This window comes from Arthrobacter sp. B2I5 (assembly GCF_030816735.1).
GTDB lineage: Bacteria > Actinomycetota > Actinomycetes > Actinomycetales > Micrococcaceae > Arthrobacter.
This window is the reverse complement of sequence record NZ_JAUSYF010000001.1, coordinates 2,774,183-2,793,761: the sequence shown is the minus strand read 5'-3', so window position 1 is coordinate 2,793,761 and position 19,579 is coordinate 2,774,183. Positions and strand designations below refer to the sequence as shown.

18 protein-coding genes and 1 pseudogene are annotated in these 19,579 nt (G+C 66.6%); 11 read left to right on the top strand and 8 right to left on the bottom strand.

Annotation, left to right across the window (positions count from 1 at the left end; genetic code table 11):
* The first annotated feature begins 52 nt into the window (after nt 1–52).
* Nucleotides 53–973 (top strand): RNA methyltransferase, encoded by a 921-nt coding sequence (locus QFZ60_RS13100; RefSeq protein WP_307090921.1) that lies wholly within the window; start codon nt 53–55, stop codon nt 971–973.
* 170 nt (nt 974–1,143) lie between these two features.
* Here QFZ60_RS13100 and QFZ60_RS13095 read toward each other — a convergent pair whose 3' ends face one another.
* Nucleotides 1,144–1,419: a GlsB/YeaQ/YmgE family stress response membrane protein gene (locus QFZ60_RS13095; RefSeq protein WP_142030858.1), complete on the bottom strand. Its 276-nt coding sequence runs from the start codon at nt 1,417–1,419 to the stop codon at nt 1,144–1,146.
* A gap of 156 nt (nt 1,420–1,575) precedes the next feature.
* Nucleotides 1,576–2,784, bottom strand: coding sequence for an MFS transporter (locus tag QFZ60_RS13090; protein ID WP_307090919.1), 1,209 nt, complete (start codon nt 2,782–2,784; stop codon nt 1,576–1,578).
* 175 nt (nt 2,785–2,959) lie between these two features.
* Here QFZ60_RS13090 and QFZ60_RS13085 point away from each other — a divergent pair, with 175 nt between their 5' ends.
* Nucleotides 2,960–3,448, top strand: a complete 489-nt coding sequence (locus tag QFZ60_RS13085) for a (deoxy)nucleoside triphosphate pyrophosphohydrolase (protein ID WP_307090917.1) — start codon at nt 2,960–2,962, stop codon at nt 3,446–3,448.
* A gap of 31 nt (nt 3,449–3,479) precedes the next feature.
* Here the strand turns inward: QFZ60_RS13085 and QFZ60_RS13080 are convergent, their stop codons facing one another.
* The 3 genes from QFZ60_RS13080 to QFZ60_RS13070 form a co-directional block, all read right to left on the bottom strand.
* Nucleotides 3,480–4,601, bottom strand: a complete 1,122-nt coding sequence (locus QFZ60_RS13080) for an Rv2578c family radical SAM protein (RefSeq protein WP_307090915.1) — start codon at nt 4,599–4,601, stop codon at nt 3,480–3,482.
* Nucleotides 4,602–4,670: 69 nt separating this feature from the next.
* Nucleotides 4,671–5,219, bottom strand: coding sequence for an SIMPL domain-containing protein (locus QFZ60_RS13075; protein ID WP_307090913.1), 549 nt, complete (start codon nt 5,217–5,219; stop codon nt 4,671–4,673).
* A gap of 106 nt (nt 5,220–5,325) precedes the next feature.
* The gene (locus QFZ60_RS13070) at nt 5,326–5,778 is read right to left on the bottom strand and encodes a hypothetical protein (protein ID WP_307090911.1); all 453 of its coding nucleotides are present in this window, start codon (nt 5,776–5,778) and stop codon (nt 5,326–5,328) included.
* 201 nt (nt 5,779–5,979) lie between these two features.
* Between QFZ60_RS13070 and pheS the strand changes: the two genes are divergently transcribed.
* On the top strand, nt 5,980–7,041 hold the full coding sequence (pheS, locus tag QFZ60_RS13065; protein ID WP_307090909.1) for a phenylalanine--tRNA ligase subunit alpha: 1,062 nt from the start codon (nt 5,980–5,982) through the stop codon (nt 7,039–7,041).
* A gap of 2 nt (nt 7,042–7,043) precedes the next feature.
* Nucleotides 7,044–9,587, top strand: coding sequence for a phenylalanine--tRNA ligase subunit beta (pheT, locus tag QFZ60_RS13060; protein ID WP_307090908.1), 2,544 nt, complete (start codon nt 7,044–7,046; stop codon nt 9,585–9,587).
* A gap of 105 nt (nt 9,588–9,692) precedes the next feature.
* On the opposite strand, the gene QFZ60_RS13055 is transcribed toward pheT, so the two are convergent.
* The 3 genes from QFZ60_RS13055 to QFZ60_RS13045 all read right to left on the bottom strand — a co-directional run bounded on the left by QFZ60_RS13055 (nt 9,693) and on the right by QFZ60_RS13045 (nt 12,176).
* Entirely contained in the window at nt 9,693–10,304 is a 612-nt protein-coding gene (locus QFZ60_RS13055; RefSeq protein WP_307090906.1) for a hypothetical protein, read from the bottom strand.
* Between the two features lie 114 nt (nt 10,305–10,418).
* Nucleotides 10,419–11,057 carry an SRPBCC family protein gene (locus QFZ60_RS13050; RefSeq protein WP_307090904.1) on the bottom strand — a complete coding sequence of 213 codons (639 nt, stop codon included), beginning with the start codon at nt 11,055–11,057 and terminating at the stop codon, nt 10,419–10,421.
* Nucleotides 11,058–11,210: 153 nt separating this feature from the next.
* Complete coding sequence (locus QFZ60_RS13045; RefSeq protein WP_307090902.1) at nt 11,211–12,176, bottom strand: quinone oxidoreductase; 966 nt, start codon at nt 12,174–12,176, stop codon at nt 11,211–11,213.
* A gap of 161 nt (nt 12,177–12,337) precedes the next feature.
* On the opposite strand from QFZ60_RS13045, the gene argC reads away from it, so the two are divergent.
* The 7 genes and pseudogenes from argC (at nt 12,338) to QFZ60_RS13010 (ending at nt 19,578) form a co-directional block, all read left to right on the top strand.
* Nucleotides 12,338–13,369, top strand: a complete 1,032-nt coding sequence (argC, locus tag QFZ60_RS13040) for an N-acetyl-gamma-glutamyl-phosphate reductase (RefSeq protein WP_307090900.1) — start codon at nt 12,338–12,340, stop codon at nt 13,367–13,369.
* Nucleotides 13,366–14,532: a bifunctional glutamate N-acetyltransferase/amino-acid acetyltransferase ArgJ gene (gene argJ, locus QFZ60_RS13035; protein WP_307090898.1), complete on the top strand. Its 1,167-nt coding sequence runs from the start codon at nt 13,366–13,368 to the stop codon at nt 14,530–14,532. The genes argC and argJ overlap by 4 nt, the downstream gene beginning before the upstream one ends.
* A gap of 56 nt (nt 14,533–14,588) precedes the next feature.
* Nucleotides 14,589–15,548 (top strand): acetylglutamate kinase, encoded by a 960-nt coding sequence (argB, locus tag QFZ60_RS13030; RefSeq protein WP_307090897.1) that lies wholly within the window; start codon nt 14,589–14,591, stop codon nt 15,546–15,548.
* Nucleotides 15,545–16,798 (top strand): acetylornithine transaminase, encoded by a 1,254-nt coding sequence (locus QFZ60_RS13025; protein WP_307090895.1) that lies wholly within the window; start codon nt 15,545–15,547, stop codon nt 16,796–16,798. The genes argB and QFZ60_RS13025 overlap by 4 nt, the downstream gene beginning before the upstream one ends.
* Nucleotides 16,795–17,796, top strand: coding sequence for an ornithine carbamoyltransferase (gene argF / locus QFZ60_RS13020; protein ID WP_307090894.1), 1,002 nt, complete (start codon nt 16,795–16,797; stop codon nt 17,794–17,796). Before QFZ60_RS13025 ends, argF begins: the two co-directional genes overlap by 4 nt.
* Nucleotides 17,796–18,327, top strand: a pseudogene (locus QFZ60_RS13015) (arginine repressor). Before argF ends, QFZ60_RS13015 begins: the two are co-directional and overlap by 1 nt.
* A gap of 45 nt (nt 18,328–18,372) precedes the next feature.
* Nucleotides 18,373–19,578, top strand: a complete 1,206-nt coding sequence (locus QFZ60_RS13010) for an argininosuccinate synthase (protein WP_056338239.1) — start codon at nt 18,373–18,375, stop codon at nt 19,576–19,578.
* Nucleotide 19,579 lies beyond the last annotated feature (1 nt).

Here is a 19,579-nt window from a genome sequence, read left to right as displayed (position 1 = left end):
CGCCTGAGGGGCCCGTTCAGGAACAGGTGGCAGCAGCTACTACAGTTCTTATATGAACGAAACCGGGCGCCCGCAAGATTTTCCACTGTCCAACCCCCGAGCCGATCGGGTGAAGGACGTGGCAAAGCTTGCAGGGCGCCCGGCCCGTTTAAAGCGTGGCCAGTTCCTGGCTGAGGGGCCCCAGGCCGTGCGTGAAGCACTCAAACTCCACCAACAGCGGATCGCGGCGGGAGCACCCGGAATAGTCACCGAGGTCTTCGCCAGCGAAAGCTGCCTTGACCGATTTCCGGAATTCGAGGAGCTTGCCGACGGCACCAACGCCCGGCTGGCCACGGAAGAAGTCCTGGCAGCCATGGCGGACACCGTCAACCCCCAGGGGATCGTTGCCGTCTGCAGGTTTGTGGACGTGCCCCTTGAAGAGGTGCTCGACGCCGGGCCCCGCCTGATTGCCGTGCTGTGCCAGGTGAGGGACCCGGGGAACGCAGGAACTGTCCTGCGCGCGGCTGATTCCGCCGGTGCCGACGCAGTGGTTTTGACCACCTCCAGCGTCGACATCTACAACCCCAAGGCTGTCCGCGCCACTGCAGGGTCGCTGTTCCACCTTCCCGTCGTACTTGCTGCCGATCCCGTTGAACTGGCCCAGGCCTGCAAGGCGCGCGGCATCGGCATTCTCGCGGCTGACGGCTACGGGCAGCTGGACCTGGATGTCCTGCAGGACGAGAACGCCCGGCGCAGGCTCACCGGTACCGGGCCGGACTCCGTCTACGATCTCGCCGCGCCTACCGCCTGGTTTTTCGGGAACGAGGCGCAGGGACTGTCCGATGAGGAGCTGGAACTGGCGGACCACCGGGTGGCTGTTCCGGTCTACGGTGCCGCCGAAAGCCTCAATCTGGGGACCGCGGCCACGGTATGCCTCTACGCCAGCGCCCGCTCCCAGCGCCGGGGCCAGGCTCCGATGGAACCAGCAACATAAGCAGGCACGACGGCGGGCGGAGCCTTCGTCAGCAGCCCCGTCCCTCACGGAGGCTTCGGGGCAGGGGATCCGGCGACAAAGACCGGGGCGCAGAGACCAGGCACAAAGACCGGGCACAAAGAAAAGGCCCCGGAAATCCGGGGCCCATCGGGTAATTGTAGACAGAGCGGTTATGGTGCGCGGCTGGTCCGTCCGCGTCCGGTGACTGCTCCGTAGATGCCGGCGACAACGAGGCCACCGACGATAGCGAGAATCCAGGTGCCGAGGTCGAAGAAGGCAAGATCGCCCTTGTTGAACAGCAGGCTGCCAATCCAGCCGCCAACAATGGCGCCAACAACACCGAGGATGAGGCTGGTGACCCAGCCGCCGCCGACCCGTCCGGGCATAACGGCCTTAACGATGGCCCCGACTATGAGGCCCAAAATAATCCAAGCAAGAAAACCCATGTCTCCTCCTTATTGTGACCGGGATTAATAGTCCCGATGAGGCTCAAGCTAACATAAGCCCCCCGCAAAGTCAGTAGCTCCAGGGGCGGCGTTGCGGCATCGTTAGGACCCGGCGGACCGCCCGGTTCATCGGAATTGCGGCGAGCCGGGAAGGGGTCAGGCGGCCAGCGGCCTTTTGCGCTCGAGCAGGCCGCTGAGGAGGGCGACGCCGAAACCAAGGATGGCGAGCACGGCGCCCACCAGGGCCGGGGCAACGAAGCCCCAGCCGAGGGCGATGACAACGCCGCCGAGGAAGGCGCCCAGGGCGTTGGCAACGTTCAGCGCGGCATGATTGAGGGAGGAGGCCAGCGACGGGGCATCGGGTGAGGCGTCCAGCAGCCGGGTCTGCAGGGCAGGAATGAGCATCGAGCCGGAGGCTCCCACCACAAAGACCATGACCATGGCGCTCCAGGGCCAGTGCGCCGCAATTGCGTAAACCACCAGGGCCACGGCGATGGCCGGGAGGACCCGGTACAGGGTGCCCATGACGGATTTGTCAGCGAGCCTGCCGCCCACGATGTTCCCGGCCACCATGCCAAGGCCGTAGAGCGCCACCACCAGGGGGATCAGGGCGGACGGGATGCCGGCTACCGCCGTCATGGTGTGGGCGATATAGGTGTAGGTGGCGAAAAAGCCGCCGAAACCCACAATGCCCACCAGGAGAGCCAGCCACACCTGGAGCCGTTTGAGGGCCCCGAGTTCGCGCCGGATGCTCGCGTCCGGGTGCGCGTGCTGGAAGGGGACGAATTTCCACACCAAGGCCAGTGCCAGCAGGCCGATGGCACCGACCAGGACAAACAGCAGGCGCCAGCCGAAAGTCTGGCCCAGCCACGTGGCGGCCGGTACCCCCACGACGTTGGAGACGCTGAGTCCGGCCATGACCATCGAGATGGCCCATCCCCGTTTGGTCGCCGGAACAAGGGATGCGGCAATGACGGCTGCCACCCCGAAAAAGGCGCCGTGCGGCAGGCCTGCGGCAAAGCGGGACACCAGCATGGAACCGTAGTCAGGCGCAATGAATGACGAAAGATTGGCCACTGTAAAGAACAGCAGCAGCCCCAGCGCGAGATTCTTGCGGGGGAGTTTGGCGCCGACGGCGGCCAGCAGGGGAGCACCCACCACCACGCCCAGCGCATAGGCGGAGATGAGGTGCCCGGCTTCAGGAGTGCTGATCCCCAGGCCCTCTTCCACTTCCTTCAGCAGGCCCATCATGGTGAACTCGGTGACCCCGATGCCCACGCCGCCCATGGCCAGGGCAAAGATGGCCATCCCGATGTTGTGTGTCTTGGTGCGGGTAGCCGTGGACGGGGAAAGAACGCTGCTCATATGCCTGCTTCTCGAAACGTGGATCGTATATAAAGGGCGGATGCCACGGCGGTGGGGCAGGACGGTCCGGACAGTGTGGCAAACCCATGCTGGGCAGGACCTATTCCCGCGGGATCACATTCCCCGGCGGGACTGCTGTTCCCGGACACTCCATTGTGGCCCATAGAATGAGCCGGTGACTGGACTGATTCAGGTTGTGGGCGGAGCTGTAGTGGACCGGCTGGCCAATCCGGCGGTGCTGCTGGTGGCCCGGCGAAGCGCGCCGGAGCACCTGGCGGGACTATGGGAGTTCCCGGGCGGCAAGGTGGAACCCGGGGAGGAACCCGAGGCGGCGTTGGTACGGGAGCTGGCTGAGGAACTGGGGATCGGCGTGCACCTGGGACAGGAGCTGCCGGCGGACACCCCGGGTGGCTGGCCGCTGAATGAAAGGGCCAGCATGAGGGTCTGGTTCGCGGAGGTGACGCGCGGAGAACCGATGCCCCTGGAGGACCACGATGAACTGCGCTGGGTTGACCTGGGGGACCGGGAGGCGGTCCTGGCCCTGCCGTGGATCCCGGCCGATTATCCGATCGTCCACGCACTGCTGGATTCTGTTGCCCAAGGTTCTGATCCCATGGATTCTGATGCGCTGCTTGCAGAGGCCCCGGGCAGGACAAAGGCCTGACACATCAGGACAGCCTGGTGTGGTGGGCCGGTTAGAACAGCGATTCCTGCACAGCATCCCGGGATGCTGCCGAAACTGGCGCCGGAGGATGATCAGCCGGGGCGCCGGGAACCGCAGTGGGAATGATCCCGGCCGGATATTCCGCTTCCTCCACCCTGGGGTCCTCCAAGTTCCGGTGGCTGAAACCGGCGGAATGTGAAAAGCCGTGCCGGGCCTTGAAATACCTGACCCTGCCGGCAAGCCAGGTGCGGTACTCCTTGGAGGCGTAGGAACCTGTCCCGTACAGCCGCCGGTACCGGCCGGCGAGTTCGGGGTGGTGGGTGGCGATCCATTTCATGAACCATTCCCTGGTGCCCGGTTTCAGGTACAGTGCGCCCGCGCTGACTCCGGTTGCCCCGGCTGCCGCCAGGGAACCGAACAGCGCATCCAGGGCTTCATCACTGTCTGACAACCACGGCAGGATGGGCATGGCCATGACGCCGCAGGGCAGTCCTGCCTCACGCAGGCGGGACACGAGTTTGAGCCGGGCCCTGGGTCCGGGCGTGCCGGGCTCGATGGCCTCCGACAAGGCTTCGTCGGTCATGGCCAGGGAGATGCCCAGCCCCACGGGTACCTGCGTGGCAGCCCTCTTGAGCAGCGGAATGTCCCTGGCCAGCAGGGTTCCCTTGGTGAGGATGGACAGGGGAGTGCCGGACTCCGCCAGTGCGGCAATAATGCCGGGCATGAGCCGGTACCGGCCCTCGGCCCGCTGGTAGGGATCGGTGTTGGTGCCCAGCGCCACCTGATGGCGTCCCCAGGAAGGCTTGTTCAGTTCCTTGCGGAGGACCTCCGCGACGTTCACCTTGACCACCACCTGGCTGTCAAAGTCCATGCCGGCGTCGAAATCCAGGTAGGTGTGCGTCTTCCGCGCAAAGCAGTAAACGCAGGCGTGGCTGCAGCCGCGGTAGGGATTCACTGTCCATTCGAACGGCATCTTTGACCCCGCCGGGACCCTGTTGAGCGCGGACTTTGCCGTGACCTCATGGAACGTAATACCGGCGAACTCCGGAGTGGTGATGGAGCGGACCAGTCCCGCCAGTGGAAGGAGCGCCGGAGCTGCCCCGGTTGCGGTGTCCGGTGGATTGGGCACCAGTGCCTGCGCTTCCCATCTCATGACTCCATTCGAAAACATGTTCGAATGGAAGTCAAGGCGCCGCGCAGCAGACCGTGCCAGCGGAAGAGGCTATTGTTCCAGTGCCCACGTGGCAGTGACGGTGGCCTCAAGCCGATTGGTACCCGGTTCGACTGCCACGCCCTCCGACGCGGACGTCCGCTGCATGCCTGCAAGTGGAACCGGTCCTGCTTGAGGCGGCCGGTCCGTCACGGACAGCACCCGGCCCAGGGTGGCGGAGGCCAGGGCTGCATACTGCATGGCGATGCGCAACGCGTCATGCCAGGCAGCTTCCCTGGCCTCTGCGCGGACCGCGGCGTCGTCAGAGAGGACCAGCTGCAGGTTGTTCAGCCGCACATTGTCCCCGGCCGCACCCACTGCCGCGGAAATGATGGCGGACGCGCTGCCAATATCCCGCAGCCTGACCGTGAGGCTGCTGGACGCTACGTACCCCACGAGTTTCTGGCCTTCGCCGTCCCGCCAGGCGAGATCGGCGCGGACGGCTAAACCCGCTGAGCGGATATCGGCCGGGGCAACGCCGTGGCTGCGGAGAGCGGAGCCCACCGCAGCCAGTCCCTCCGCGGCTGCCGCGTACGCGCCGTCACAGATGCGGCGCGGCACTCCACTCCCAGCGAAACCAGCATCAGGTCAGGGGCCGCCTCCGCCCATCCGGTACCCGTGACGGTGACTGTCCGCGCATTCCCGTCTCCGCCGGGTTCCTGTCCCATCACTTTCGCCTCCCCGCCGCGAGCGGGTAGCCGCCGGCTGCCAGCCCTGCCCGGCGTTCAAAGATGTTCCCCGTGCCCGGATTTCCGGTTCGCAGCACGGACCAGCCCGCGGCTGCGAGGTACAGCGGGATGAAGGGCAACCCCAGGCACCACGCGTACTGGGTGCAGTGCCTTTCCTCGTGCCCCAGGAGCCCCGGCCGGGACAGCAGTTCCCCGGCCGTGCTGCGGCACAGCACCACGTTGCCCAGGGTGTAGGCGTGGGCGAACGGCAGCCGCCAGCGGTAGTCCGCGGCGATGATCAGTCCGCGCGGCCCCCGGCTGATCCGGGTCCGGGCGGCGAGGGCGACGGCGAGCCCGGCCAAGGTGCTCCCGTTCAGGAGGTTCGCTGCCCGCCTCAGCCGCTGGGCCGTCGTCGGGCCGTGAAAGGCACCTGCGCGCTGCCGCAAAGTCATGAGGCCATGGTAACCGGAGGGTTCAACTAGACTGGAGGGCAGTGGCCGCCGGTCCTGCCGGCGAGCCCTGACCTGGTCATTGAATGCACCTGACGTTCAGCGCATTCATCCATGACCTGCCGGCGACGGACGCGCCGGGCGGGAAACCGCCAACGGCTGCCCCGGCCGCCGGCAGCCACGACTCGTAGCTAAGAACAGTAGATGACTGAAACTTTGCCGGGCGGCGCCATCCCGAACCCCACGGATGAGGCCGCCATCAACGCCGCTGTAGACCAGGCCATCACCGCCATCGCCGGTGCGGCCACCCTTGACGAGCTGAAGGCGGTGCGGCTTGCCCACAGCGGCGAGAAGTCCCCGCTGAGCCTTGCCAACCGCGAAATCGGCAAACTGCCGAAAGACCAGAAAGCGCTCGCCGGAAAGCTGATGGGCGCCTCCCGCGGCCGGGTCAACAAGGCGCTCGCCGACCGTACCGCGGTACTTGAGGCTGAAAACGACGCCAGGATCCTGGTCGAGGAAACGGTGGACGTCACCGCAGCGCCGCGCCGCCGCCGCGCCGGTGCCCGCCACCCGCTCTCCACGCTGCAGGACCGCGTGGCGGACATCTTCGTGGGCATGGGCTGGGAAATTGCCGAAGGCCCCGAGGTGGAATCGGAGTGGTTCAACTTCGATGCCCTGAACTTCAAGCCGGACCACCCGGCCCGCGAAATGCAGGACACCTTCTTCGTGGAACCACCCGAGGCCCACTTGCTGATGCGGACCCACACCTCTCCGGTGCAGGTCCGGTCCATGCTGGAGCGCGAGGTGCCCATCTACGTGCTGTGCCCCGGCAAGGTGTTCCGCACCGATGAGCTGGACGCCACCCACACCCCGGTGTTCCACCAGTTCGAAGGCCTGGCCATCGACAGGAACCTGTCCATGGCGGACCTGCGCGGCACCTTGGAACACTTCGCCCGGCAGATGTTCGGCGACGAAGCCCAGATCCGGCTCCGCCCCAACTACTTCCCGTTCACCGAGCCCTCCGCCGAGCTGGACATCTTCCACCCCGGCGCCAAGGGCGGACCGGCCTGGATCGAGTGGGGCGGCTGCGGCATGGTCAACCCCAATGTCCTGCGCGCCGCGGGCATCGACCCGGACGTCTATTCAGGTTTTGCCTTCGGCATGGGCATCGAGCGCACCCTCATGTTCCGCAACGAGGTGGGGGACATGCGCGACATGATCGAAGGCGATGTACGGTTCAGCGAGCACTTCGGGATGGAGATCTAACAGTGCGTATCCCACTTTCCTGGCTGCGTGAATTCGCGGCCGTACCGGCCGGTGCAACGGCCGAAGATGTCATGGCCGAGCTGGTCAAGGTCGGCTTCGAGGAAGAAGCGGTCCACCGCCCCACGGACACGCTGAAGGGCCCCATCGTGGTGGGCCAGGTCCTGAGCCTGGTCAAGGAGCCGCAGACCAACGGCAAGACCATCAACTGGTGCCAGGTCCGCGTTGTCCCCGAAGGGCAGGAGCAGACCCTCACCGGAGACGGGATTGACCCCTCCGGTGTCCAGGGCATCATCTGCGGCGCCCACAACTTCGTGGAGGGCGACAAGGTGGTGGTCACGCTTCCGGGTGCCGTGCTGCCCGGCGACTTCCACATCTCGGCCCGCAAGACCTACGGCCACCTGTCGGCCGGCATGATCGCCTCGGTCCGCGAACTGGGCATCGGCGAGGACCACGACGGCATCCTGGTGCTGTCCCGCATCGGGCTTGACCCGGAAATCGGCACCGACGCCATGGAGCTGCTGGGCCTGTACGACGAGGCTGCGGAAATCAACGTCACCCCGGACCGCGGCTACGCCTTCTCCATCCGCGGCGTGGCCCGCGAGTATGCGCATGCCACCGGAACCGCCTTCACGGACCCGGCAGCCAAGGTCAACGCCCCTGCAGGGCTGTCGGGCGGCTACGGCGTCAAGCTCAACGACGATGCGCCCATCTACGGCAAGCCCGGCTGCGACCGCTTCGTGGCCCGGACTGTCCGCGGCGTCGATGCCACCAGGCCCACTCCACCATGGATGGTGTCACGGCTCCGGCTGGCAGGCATCCGCTCCATTTCGCTGCCCGTGGACATCTCCAACTACGTCATGCTGGAGCTGGGCCAGCCCACGCACTGCTACGACCAGGACAAGCTGTCCGGCGAGATCGTAGTGCGGCGTGCCTCGGCAGGTGAGAAGATCACCACCCTGGACGGCAAGGAACGCGCCCTTGACACCGAGGACCTGCTCATCACCGACGACTCCGGTGCCATCGGTATTGCGGGCGTCATGGGCGGTGCGGCCACCGAGGTGAGCGACTCGACGTCGAACATCCTGGTGGAAGCTGCACACTTCGACGAGGTGTCCATTGGGCGCTCGCGGCGCCGCCACAAGCTGCCGTCCGAGGCGTCCAAGCGTTTCGAGCGCGGGGTTGACTGGCAGGTGGCGGGCATTGCCGCCCAGCGCGTGGTTGACCTCCTGGTGGAACTGGCCGGCGGCACCGCCGATGACGCCGGCACCGACGTGGGCACGGCACCGGAGACCATCACCATTGGACTGCCCGCCGGCTTCGCCGCCGCGCGCATCGGCATCGACTTCACTGAAGAGCAGATTGTCACCTCCCTTGAAGACCTGGGCGCTGTCGTCGAAAAGAACGACGGCGGCTGGAGCGTTACGCCGCCTACTTGGCGCAGCGACCTGGAGACCAAGGAAGACCTGACCGAGGAAATCGCCCGGCTGGTGGGCTACGACAAGATCCCCGCCACCCTGCCGGTTGCCCCTCCGGGCCGTGGACTGACCCGGGTCCAGCAGCAGCGCCGGCGCTTGATCCAGTCCCTGGCTGATGCCGGGCTGACCGAGGTGCTGTCCTACCCGTTCGTGTCCAAGGCAGCCAACGACACCTTCGGCGTGGCCGAACAGGGCGCGGAGCGGAGTGCGGTCAAGCTGGCCAACCCCATCAGCGAGGAGCAGGGCTTCCTGCGGACCTCCATCCTCCCTGGGCTGATCGAGGTGGCCAAGCGGAACCACTCGCGGGGCTTCCGTGATCTTGCCCTGTTCGAGTCCGGCCTGGTGTTCCTGCCGGCCGGGACCGTGGGCACAGCTTCGATCCCGCCGCTGGGCGCCAAGCCTGACGCCGAGGTGCTCGATGCACTGTATGACGGCGTCCCGGACCAGCCGTTCCATGTGGCTGCCGTCCTCACCGGTCATGATTCCCCGGCCGCCACGGGGCACACCCCCCGGCAGTGGGACTGGGCCGATGCGCTGGATGTTGCCCGCCTCGCCGGCGACGTCCTCGGCGTCGACCTGGTGGTCAGCCAGGGCAGCCACCAGGCGTTCCATCCCGGCCGCACCGCCCGCCTGGCGCTGCGGACAGGGGAGACCGTGGGCTACGCGGGCGAACTGCACCCCAAGCTGCTGGCAGCTTCGGACATGCCTGCCCGTTCGGTGGCACTCGAACTCGACGCCGACGCCCTGTTTGAGGCGGCACCGGACGTGATCGTGGCCCGCCACATCTCCACGTACCCGGTAGCCACCCAGGACGTTGCACTCGTTGTTCCTGCCGACGTGCCCGCGGACGAGGTCCTCGAGGCGCTGCGTGAAGGCGCCGGCGAGCTGCTGGAGGACGTTGCGCTGTTCGACGTCTACGCAGGCAAGGGCATCGAGGAAGGCAGGAAGTCGCTGGCCTTCGGCCTTCGGTTCCGGGCAGCTGACCGCACCCTCACCGCAGACGAAGCCTCTGCTGCGCGTGAGCAGGCAGTTGCCTTGGCCGCGGAACGCTTCGGAGCGGTCCAGCGGTAAGCAGGACACCCCCCAAATAGAAGTCCCCGCACCCCTCGAATTGGGTGCGGGGATTTCTTCGTTACGGCGCCAACTGTTCGAACATGCTGAAGGCGCAGAACTTTCTTACTTCCTAGGTTTCTCGGCACGTTGACGGATTCCCTTGAGCATCCTTCGCTCCATAACGAACCAGCATGCATCGACCAGCGGCGCCAGAATCCAGAGGACGACCTTTGTGTAGATCCGGATGCGTACCCGGCTCACCAACCGTGTGTGGTCTTCCTCCGGGTACAGCGCGAAACACCAACTGACGCGGCCGGAGACCGGTTCCAGTACCATGGCCCGTTCGGCGTCAAGGATCCTGACCGGCCAGTCCGGGCCCTTGCCCAGGGGAATCACGTCACCTGCCGCAAGCCCTTGGAACTCGGGAAGTATCCTGCCGGCGCTTGGGCCGCTCAGGATACCGAAGGCCCGGTCCAAGACGTCGTAGCTGTACAGCCCACCGCGCCTGTCGCCCATTTGCACAAGCCATGGCCAGATGCTGCCGGGAGGGGCCTTGATGGACACGGCCCTGGTTGTCGTCAGGTACGGATCGTTCACGAACTCGTCGCCTGGCATTGGGCGTTCTTCTTCGTCCTTGTTTGCTCCCCAGTGGAGGTGGAGCGGGCGGAGGAACTGGTGATAGACAGCTACCGCGGCGAGGATTGCCGCGGGAATGCGCAGGATTTTCGGGGGCAATTGAGCTGGCCGCCTGGGACTGTCCATGATTGAGGACTCTCCATCCTGTTACTGGTATCCCTGGCGATGTGAATGTACTTGCCCGGGGATGGCTGCGGTCTGCAGCCTGTTCCTTTAAGTGAGTCCCTCGGCCCGGCTCCTGATCCCGTGGAGCATGCGCAGGGACATGACGAAGCTGGCGACTTCCACGGCCTCGACCAGGAACCGTGCCCACCATTGCCGATAGGCGTACCGCTCACGGACAACGAGTCGGGTGGTGTCGTTTGGCTTGGGTTGGAGGATGAAGGCCCAGGTGAAGTCGAAGGGGCCGGGCGCTGAACTTGGGGGGATGCGCAGGACGAGCGCCCTTTCCGGTTCAAGGAGCGCCACCTCCAGATTCGAGGAGTCCGTGGGTGCCAGATGGACAGGGTCCCCCACTTTGATGTCCTGCCACTCAGGATGGATGCGGTCCGCGCTGTGGATGTCCAGGCCGGCGAGGTTCTCCAGGAAATCGTAGCTGTAGAGTCCCCCTCGGCGCTGGCCCATCTGCACCAGCCAGGGCCACACCCGTTCTGCCGGGGCATGGACGGTGACAGACCGCGTTGCCTGCAGACCGGCGACAGCGATCAGGTCATCACCGGGCAGTTGCCCGCCCGCCTCCTCGGGGGTTGCACCCCAGCGCAGTTGGAGGCGCCGGAACGCAAACCAGCAGGCCGGAACACAGATAAGTGCTCCGGCGGCAGGAAGTCGGCGCAGGTTTCGTTGATCCGTCATTGGCCGAGTGTCCCACCCTGGGGCTGCCTTTGGGGTGGGCCGAAAGCCCTGTTCAGCCATCCCAGGGCCAGGGTGTGGACGCCCCATGTACAACCGCCGCGCTCAGGCTGCGAACCGCCGTCATGGTTGTTCATGGTCCAAAAGGACCAGGTATCAGGGCACCAGGAGGACCTTGCCAGTGGTCTTCCGGCCCTCCAGGTCACGGTGCGCCTGGGCTGCCTGGCTCAACGCGTAGCGCGCGCCGATCCGGACCTTCAGGCTCCCGTCGGCGGCGGCGGCAAAGACCTCGTTCGAGCGCCAGCGCCGTTCCACGGCGTCCCGCAGGTAATGGCCCATAGTGGGCCGGGTGAGGAACAGGGAGCCGCCGGCGTTCAGGCGCTGCGGGTCGAACGGCGGAACAGGGCCGGACGCGGCGCCGAACAGCACCAGCATTCCCCGGACCCGCAGGGCGGCCAGCGAGCCGTCGAAAGTATCCTTCCCCACGCCGTCGTAGACCACGTCCACGCCCGTGCCGCCCGTGATGTCCCGCACCCGCTCCGCGAAGCCGTCGTACCGCAGCACGTGGTCCGCCCCGGCCTCAAGCGCCAACTGCTCCTTTTCGTCCGTGGAGACCGTAGTGAGAACCTCTGCTCCGCGGGCCTTGAGCAGCTGGATCAGCAGCAGCCCAACCCCGCCCGCTCCGGCATGCAGCAGGACCTTGAGGCCTTGCTCCACCTTAAAAGTTGAGTTCATCAGGTAGTGGGCGGTGATGCCCTGGAGGGGGAGGGCTGCGGCGGTAAAGACGTCCAGGCCTTTGGGCACAGGAAGCGCGGCATCCTCATCCACCAGGGCGTGGTCCGCGTAGCAGTTGATGCCCTCGGCCGTGGCTATCAAGTCACCGACTGAGAAACCGGTAACGCCCTCGCCCACTGCCTCCACGGTGCCCGCGGCTTCCGTGCCGGGGGTGAACGGGTACTGGACTTTGTAGGCCCCGCTGCGCTTGTAAGTGTCGATGAAATTGACGCCCGCCGCCCCGACTTTGAAGAGCACCTGGCCCGGTCCCGGGGCAGGGGTCTGAACCTCTGCGTACTCAAGGACTTCCGGTCCGCCTGCCTGCCGTGCGACGATTGCGTGCGTCATGGCTCTCCTTTCGCGGGTTCCGGCGTTTCCGGCCCCGGCTGCCGAATCCATCCTATGGATACTGCTGACAGGGACGGCAAGTCCCGAAACTATTCCTTGCGGCGGGACTCGCATGCATAAATATCGATACCAGTGCATAACTATTGCTGTATAGTCGGAGCATGACTATTTCTGTTGCGGTTTCGGGAGCCAGCGGCTACGCCGGGGGAGAGGTCCTTCGCCTTCTCGCCGGACACCCCGGTGTGACCATCGGTGCCATCACAGCCCACAGCAATGCCGGTTCCCGCCTCGGTGAACTGCAGCCGCACCTGCATGGGCTGGCCAGCCGCATCCTCGAAGACACCACCGTGGAGAACCTCTCCGGCCATGATGTCGTCTTCCTGGCGCTGCCGCACGGTGCCTCCGCCGAGATCGCTGCCCAGCTTCCCGAAGGGACAGTCGTCATCGATGCCGGCGCGGACCACCGCCTCGAGGACCCCGCCGCGTGGGAGAAATTCTACGGCTCGCCCCACGCCGGCACCTGGCCCTACGGGCTTCCGGAGCTGCCCGGGCAGCGTGAGGCCCTCAAGGGCGCCAAGCGCATTGCCGTTCCCGGCTGCTACCCAACCTCGGCCCTCCTTGCCCTGACCCCCGGCTTCGCGGCGAACCTGCTGGAGCCGGACGACGTTGTTATCGTTTCCGCCTCCGGCACCTCGGGCGCGGGCAAGGCCGCGAAGGTCAACCTGATCGGCTCCGAAGTCATGGGTTCGATGAGTCCTTACGGCGTGGGTGGCGGACACCGGCACACCCCCGAGATCGAGCAGGGCCTTTCCAATGCGGCCGGGGAAAAGGTCAATGTTTCCTTCACCCCCACCCTTGCTCCCATGAGCCGCGGCATCCTGACCACCGCCACCGCCAGGGTCAAAGCCGGCACCACCGCAGCGCAGCTTCGCCAGGCATGGACCGAAGCGTACGACGACGAGCCGTTCGTCCACGTGCTGTCCGAGGGCCAGTGGCCCGCGACCCAGTCCGTCCAGGGCTCCAACCACGCCGCCATGCAGCTGGCCTTCGACGCGCACACGGGACGGGTCATCGTCACCTGCGTGATTGACAATCTCACCAAGGGCACCGCCGGCGGCGCCGTGCAGTCCATGAACATCGCAGTCGGCCTGCCCGAAACCGCCGGCCTGAACCTCCAGGGAGTAGCCCCGTGACCATCACCGCACCCCAGGGATTCCGGGCAGCCGGCGTCACTGCCGGACTCAAGGCCTCCGGCAACCCGGACCTCGCCCTGGTCGTCAATGACGGCCCCTCCAAGGCGGCCGCCGCCGTCTTCACCAGCAACCGCGTGGCAGCAGCCCCCGTGCACTGGTCCCGCCAGGTGGTCTCCGATGGCCGCGTGGATGCCGTCATCCTCAACTCCGGCGGAGCCAACGCCTGCACCGGCCCCACCGGCTTCCAGAACACCCACAGCACGGCCGAGAAAGTGGCCGAGGTCCTGGGCATTTCGGCCACCGACGTGTTTGTCTGCTCCACCGGGCTGATCGGCGAACAGCTGCCCATGGACAAGATCCTGCCCGGCATTGAGGCCGCTGCTGCAGAACTCAGCACCGACGGCGGCCCGGCTGCGGGCACCGCCATCATGACCACTGACAGCGTGCCGAAGTCGGCCCTCTTCATCGGCACCGACGCCGACGGCCAGGAGTTCAGCATCGGCGGGATCGCCAAGGGCGCCGGCATGCTGGCACCCGGCCTGGCCACCATGCTGGTGGTGCTCACCACGGATGCCATGGTGCAGCCGGAACTGCTCGACGTCGTCCTCCGCGATGCCACGCGCGTCACCTTCGACCGCGCCGACTCCGACGGTTGCATGTCCACCAACGACACTGTGGTCCTCCTGGCTTCCGGCGCCGCCGGTGCCGTTCCCTCCGCCGAAGCATTCAGCGAGGGCCTGACCCAGGTGTGCGCCGAGCTGGCCCGGAAGCTGATCGCCGATGCCGAGGGAGCCAGCCACGACATCGCCATCCGCACCTTCAACGCCGCCAGCGAAGCCGACGCCGAAACGGTCAGCCGCTCGGTGGCCCGCTCCAACCTGTTCAAGGCCGCCATCTTCGGCAAGGACCCTAACTGGGGCCGCGTGCTCTCCGCCGTGGGCACCACGGACGCCGTCTTCGAACCGGACAAGCTCAACGTGGCCATGAACGGCGTCCAGATCTGCCGCAACGGCAGCATTGGGGACGACCGGAGCCTGGTGGACCTGGAGCCGCGCGAGGTGCTGGTGGAGATCGACCTGCAGGCAGGCAACGCCGAAGCCACCATCTGGACCAATGACCTCACCCACGACTACGTGCACGAGAACAGCGCCTACTCCAGCTAGGGGCTCCGCCAGCCATTTGCCCGCCCGAGGCATGAACCGCTGTGGAAAGTGACAACATGAACACCCAGACGCGTGAAACCACCAGCATGTCCGCTGCGCAGGACAAGGCGGCAACCCTGATCGAGGCCCTTCCCTGGATCCAGCGGTTCGCCGGAACCACCATGGTGATCAAGTACGGCGGCAACGCCATGGTCAACGACGAACTGCGCCGCGCCTTCGCCGAAGACATCGTCTTCCTCCACCATGTGGGCATCCACCCCGTGGTGGTCCACGGCGGCGGCCCCCAGATCAACTCCATGCTGGGCCGGTTGGGCATTGAATCCGAGTTCAAGGGCGGCCTTCGCGTCACCACCCCCGAAGCCATGGACGTGGTCCGCATGGTCCTCACCGGCCAGGTGGGACGCGAACTGGTGGGCCTGATCAACTCCCACGGGCCCTACGCCGTGGGCATGTCCGGCGAAGACGGCGGACTGCTGCGCGCCGTGCGCACCGGCACCGTGGTGGACGGCGAAGAGGTGGACCTCGGGCTGGTGGGCGAGGTGGTGGGCGTGGACCCCGCCGGCATCGTTGACATCCTCGACGCGGGGCGCATTCCGGTGATCTCCACGGTGGCCCCGGAAATTGTCGACGGCGGAGAGGGCGTGGCGGGCACTGCCCGGTTCCAGCCCACGGGCCAGGTCCTGAACGTCAATGCGGACACCGCAGCGGCCGCCGTGGCCTCGGCGCTGGGCGCCTCCAAGCTGGTGATCCTGACCGACGTCGAGGGCCTCTACGCCAACTGGCCGGACAAGTCCTCGCTGGTCTCATCCCTCACGGCGTCGGAACTGCGGCAGATGCTGCCCCGGCTCGAATCAGGAATGATCCCCAAGATGGCTGCCTGCCTCAAGGCCGTTGACGAGGGCGTTGAACGGGCACACATCGTGGACGGCCGCCTGGCCCACTCCATGCTTCTTGAAACATTTACGACGGCGGGTATTGGCACCCAGGTAGTCCCGGACGAGGAAGTGAACGCATGAACACGATGGAAAACTCATCAGTGACCGAGCTGGTCGAGACCACGGGCCACGCAGGCTCCGAGTGGCTTTCCCGCTACTCCAGCTCCCTCATGAACGTGTTCGGCACGCCCCAGCGGGTCCTGGTCCGCGGTGCAGGCTGCCTGGTGTGGGACGCCGACGGCAAGGAATACCTGGACCTGCTGGGCGGTATCGCCGTCAACGCCCTGGGCCACGCGCACCCCTTTGTGACGTCAGTCATCGCCAGCCAGCTGGCCACCCTGGGCCACGTCTCCAACTTCTTCACCAGCCCTACCCAGGTGGCACTGGCCGAAAAACTCCTGGAACTGGCCCATGCTCCCGCCGGCTCCAAGGTGTTCTTCAGCAACTCCGGCACGGAAGCCAACGAGGCCGCCTTTAAACTGGCCCGCCGCAACACGGGCAGCAGCGGGGTTAAGCGCACCAAAATCATCGCACTTGAGGGCGCCTTCCACGGCCGGACCATGGGGGCACTGGCGCTCACGGCCAAGGAAGCCTACCGGGCGCCCTTTGAACCGCTGCCCGGTGGCGTGGTGCACATCCCGTTTGGGGACGTCGAGGCACTCAAGGACGCCGTGGACGAAACCGTGGCGGCAGTCTTCCTGGAGCCCATTCAGGGAGAGGCCGGTGTCCGGCCGCTGCCCCCGGGCTACCTGAAAGTTGCGCGGGAGTTGACGGCAAGGACCGGGGCCCTGCTGATCCTGGACGAGGTCCAGACCGGAATCGGACGCACCGGAAAGTGGCTCGCCAGCGAGGACGCCGGGATCGTCCCCGACGCCATCACCCTGGCCAAGGGACTGGGCGGTGGTTTCCCCATTGGTGCCCTGATCACCATGGGTGAGCAGACGTCGTCGTTGTTGTCCGCCGGCCAGCACGGCACCACTTTCGGCGGAAACCCCGTGGCCACGGCGGCCGCCCTCGCCACCCTCCACGCCCTCGAAAGCCAGAATGTCCTGGCCAACGCCACGGCGGTGGGGGAGCACCTGCGCTCCGCGCTGGCCGCGATCCCGGGCGTGACCGAGGTGCGGGGCGAAGGGCTGCTGATCGGGTTCGACCTGGACGCCGACGTAGCCCCCGCCGTGGTGCAGGCCGGCCTCGACGCCGGCTTCATCGTCAACAGCCCGGGTCCCCGCACCATCCGCCTGGCGCCGCCGCTGATCCTCACCACGGCACAGGCCGACACCTTCCTCGCCGCATTCCCGGCAATCCTCCAGACCGCTAAGGACGCCCAGTGACCACCGCAACCCGGCACTTCCTCAAGGACACCGACCTCAGCCCCGCCGAACAGGCCGAAGTCCTTGAGCTCGCCGCCCGCATGAAGGCCGCCCCTTACAGCGTCCAGCCATTCGCCGCGCAAGGCAGCGGCCGCAAGACCGTGGCCGTGATCTTCGACAAGACCTCCACCCGGACCCGGGTCTCATTCGCCACCGGGATCGCGGACATGGGCGGCAGCGCCCTGATCATCAACCCCGGCGAGGCGCAGATCGGGCACAAGGAATCCGTGGAGGACACCGCCAAGGTGCTCGAACGGATGGTCTCCACCATCGTGTGGCGCACCGGCCCGCATGCCGGCCTGGTGGCCATGGCAGAGAACTCCAGGGTCCCCGTCATCAACGCCCTGTGCGATGACTACCACCCGTGCCAGCTCCTGGCCGACCTGCTGGCGGTCAAGGAACACAAGGGCAACCTCAAGGGGCTCACCATGAGCTACCTGGGCGACGCCGCCAACAACATGGCCAACTCCTACCTGCTTGCCGGGGTCACCGCCGGCATGCACGTGCGCATCGCCGGGCCGGAGGGCTATCTGCCGGCCGCGGAGATCGTGGCGGCGGCAGAGGAACGTGCGGCCGAAACCGGCGGTTCAGTCCTCATCACCACCGATGCCAAGGAAGCGCTGAAGGGTGCCGACGTCGTCGCCACCGACACCTGGGTATCCATGGGACAGGAAGCCGAAAAGGAAGCCCGGATGCAGCTCTTCCGGGACTACTCCGTCGACTCGGACGCCATGGCACTCGCCGCGGATGACGCCGTCGTACTTCACTGCCTCCCCGCCTACCGCGGCTACGAGATTTCCGCCGACGTCATCGACGGCCCGCAGTCCATCGTCTGGGACGAGGCGGAAAACCGTCTCCACGCCCAGAAGGCGCTGATGGCATGGCTGATGCACCGCTCGGGCCTGGCCTTCGTCGATGGCCTTTCCCCCGTCGAAGGCACCGGAGAGAGCACGTTCTAGTGTCCGCCCAGCCGTCCACTCCGGGCACCAGCCCGGCCACCAAGACCGCCCGGCAGGCGCGCATCACCGCCATCCTCACCGGGCAGTCCGTGCGTTCCCAGGCTGAGCTTGCGGCGCTGCTGGCCGACGACGGCGTGCAGGTCACCCAGGCCACGCTGTCACGGGACCTGGTGGAACTGGGCGCCGTCCGCGTCCGCGGCAAGGAAGGCGTCCTGGTCTACGCCGTTCCCGGCGAAGGCGGTGAACGGGCAGCGAAGAGCGGCGTGACCCAGGAAATCCTGGACGCGCGGCTGGCCCGGCTCTGCAGCGAACTGCTGGTCACCGCCGAAGCCTCCGCCAACATCGCCGTCCTCCGCACCCCGCCAGGGGCCGCGAACTTCCTGGCCCTGGCGATCGACCACTCGGTGATGCCGTCCATCCTGGGAACCATCGCCGGCGACGACACCGTCCTGCTGGTCTCCCGCGACCCGCTGGGGCGGCCCGGACCTCGCAGTCCGCTTCCTGCAAATGGCCGAGGAAACCGGGCAATAAGCTTGACGACAACGAAACAACCAATCCCAACAAGGAGCATCTAAAGTGACTGAACGCATTGTGCTGGCCTACTCCGGCGGCCTGGACACGTCCGTCGCCATCGGCTGGATCGGTGAAGCCACCGGTGCCGAGGTCATCGCCGTGGCGGTCGACGTCGGACAGGGCGGCGAATCGCTGGAAACCATCCGCCAGCGCGCCCTGGGCTGCGGCGCCGTCGAGGCCTACGTGGCCGACGCGTCGGACGAGTTCGCCAACGAGTACTGCGTGCCCACGCTGAAGGCCAACGCCCTCTACCAGGGCCACTACCCGCTGGTGTCCGCCATCTCCCGTCCGGTCATCGTCAAGCACCTGGTGAAGGCCGCCCGCGAATTCGGTGCCACCACCGTGGCGCACGGCTGCACGGGCAAGGGCAACGACCAGGTCCGCTTCGAAGTGGGCATCCAGACCCTGGGCCCGGACCTGAAGTGCATCGCACCGGTCCGCGACCTCGCCCTGACCCGCGACAAGGCCATCGCCTTCGCCGAGGAAAAGGGACTGCCCATCGAGACCACCAAGAAGAACCCGTACTCCATCGACCAGAACGTCTGGGGACGCGCCGTGGAAACGGGCTACCTTGAAGACATCTGGAACGCGCCCACCAAGGACATCTACGACTACACCGCCACCCCGGAGTTCCCGCCGGCACCGGATGAGGTCACCATCTCCTTCGAAGCCGGCGTGCCGGTGGCGATCGACGGCGTCAAGGTCACCCCGCTGCAGGCCATCAAGGAACTTAACCGCCGCGCCGGCGCCCAGGGCGTGGGCCGGATCGACGTCGTCGAGGACCGCCTGGTGGGCATCAAGTCCCGTGAGATCTACGAAGCTCCGGGCGCCATGGCGCTGATCACCGCGCACAAGCACCTCGAGGACATCACGGTTGAGCGCGAGCAGGCCCGCTTCAAGGCCACCGTTGGCCAGCGCTGGGCCGAGCTGGTCTACGACGGCCAGTGGTTCTCCCCGCTCAAGCGCTCCCTGGACGCCTTCATCGAGGACACCCAGAAGTACGTCTCCGGCGACATCCGCATGACCCTGCACGGCGGCCAGGCCATCGTCAACGGCCGCCGCTCCGACACCTCGCTGTACGACTTCTCGCTGGCCACCTACGACACCGGCGACACCTTCGACCAGTCCCAGGCCAAGGGCTTCATTGAGCTGTGGGGCATGTCCGCCAAGGTTGCCTCCGGCCGCGACATCCGGGTCGCAGGGAAGTAGC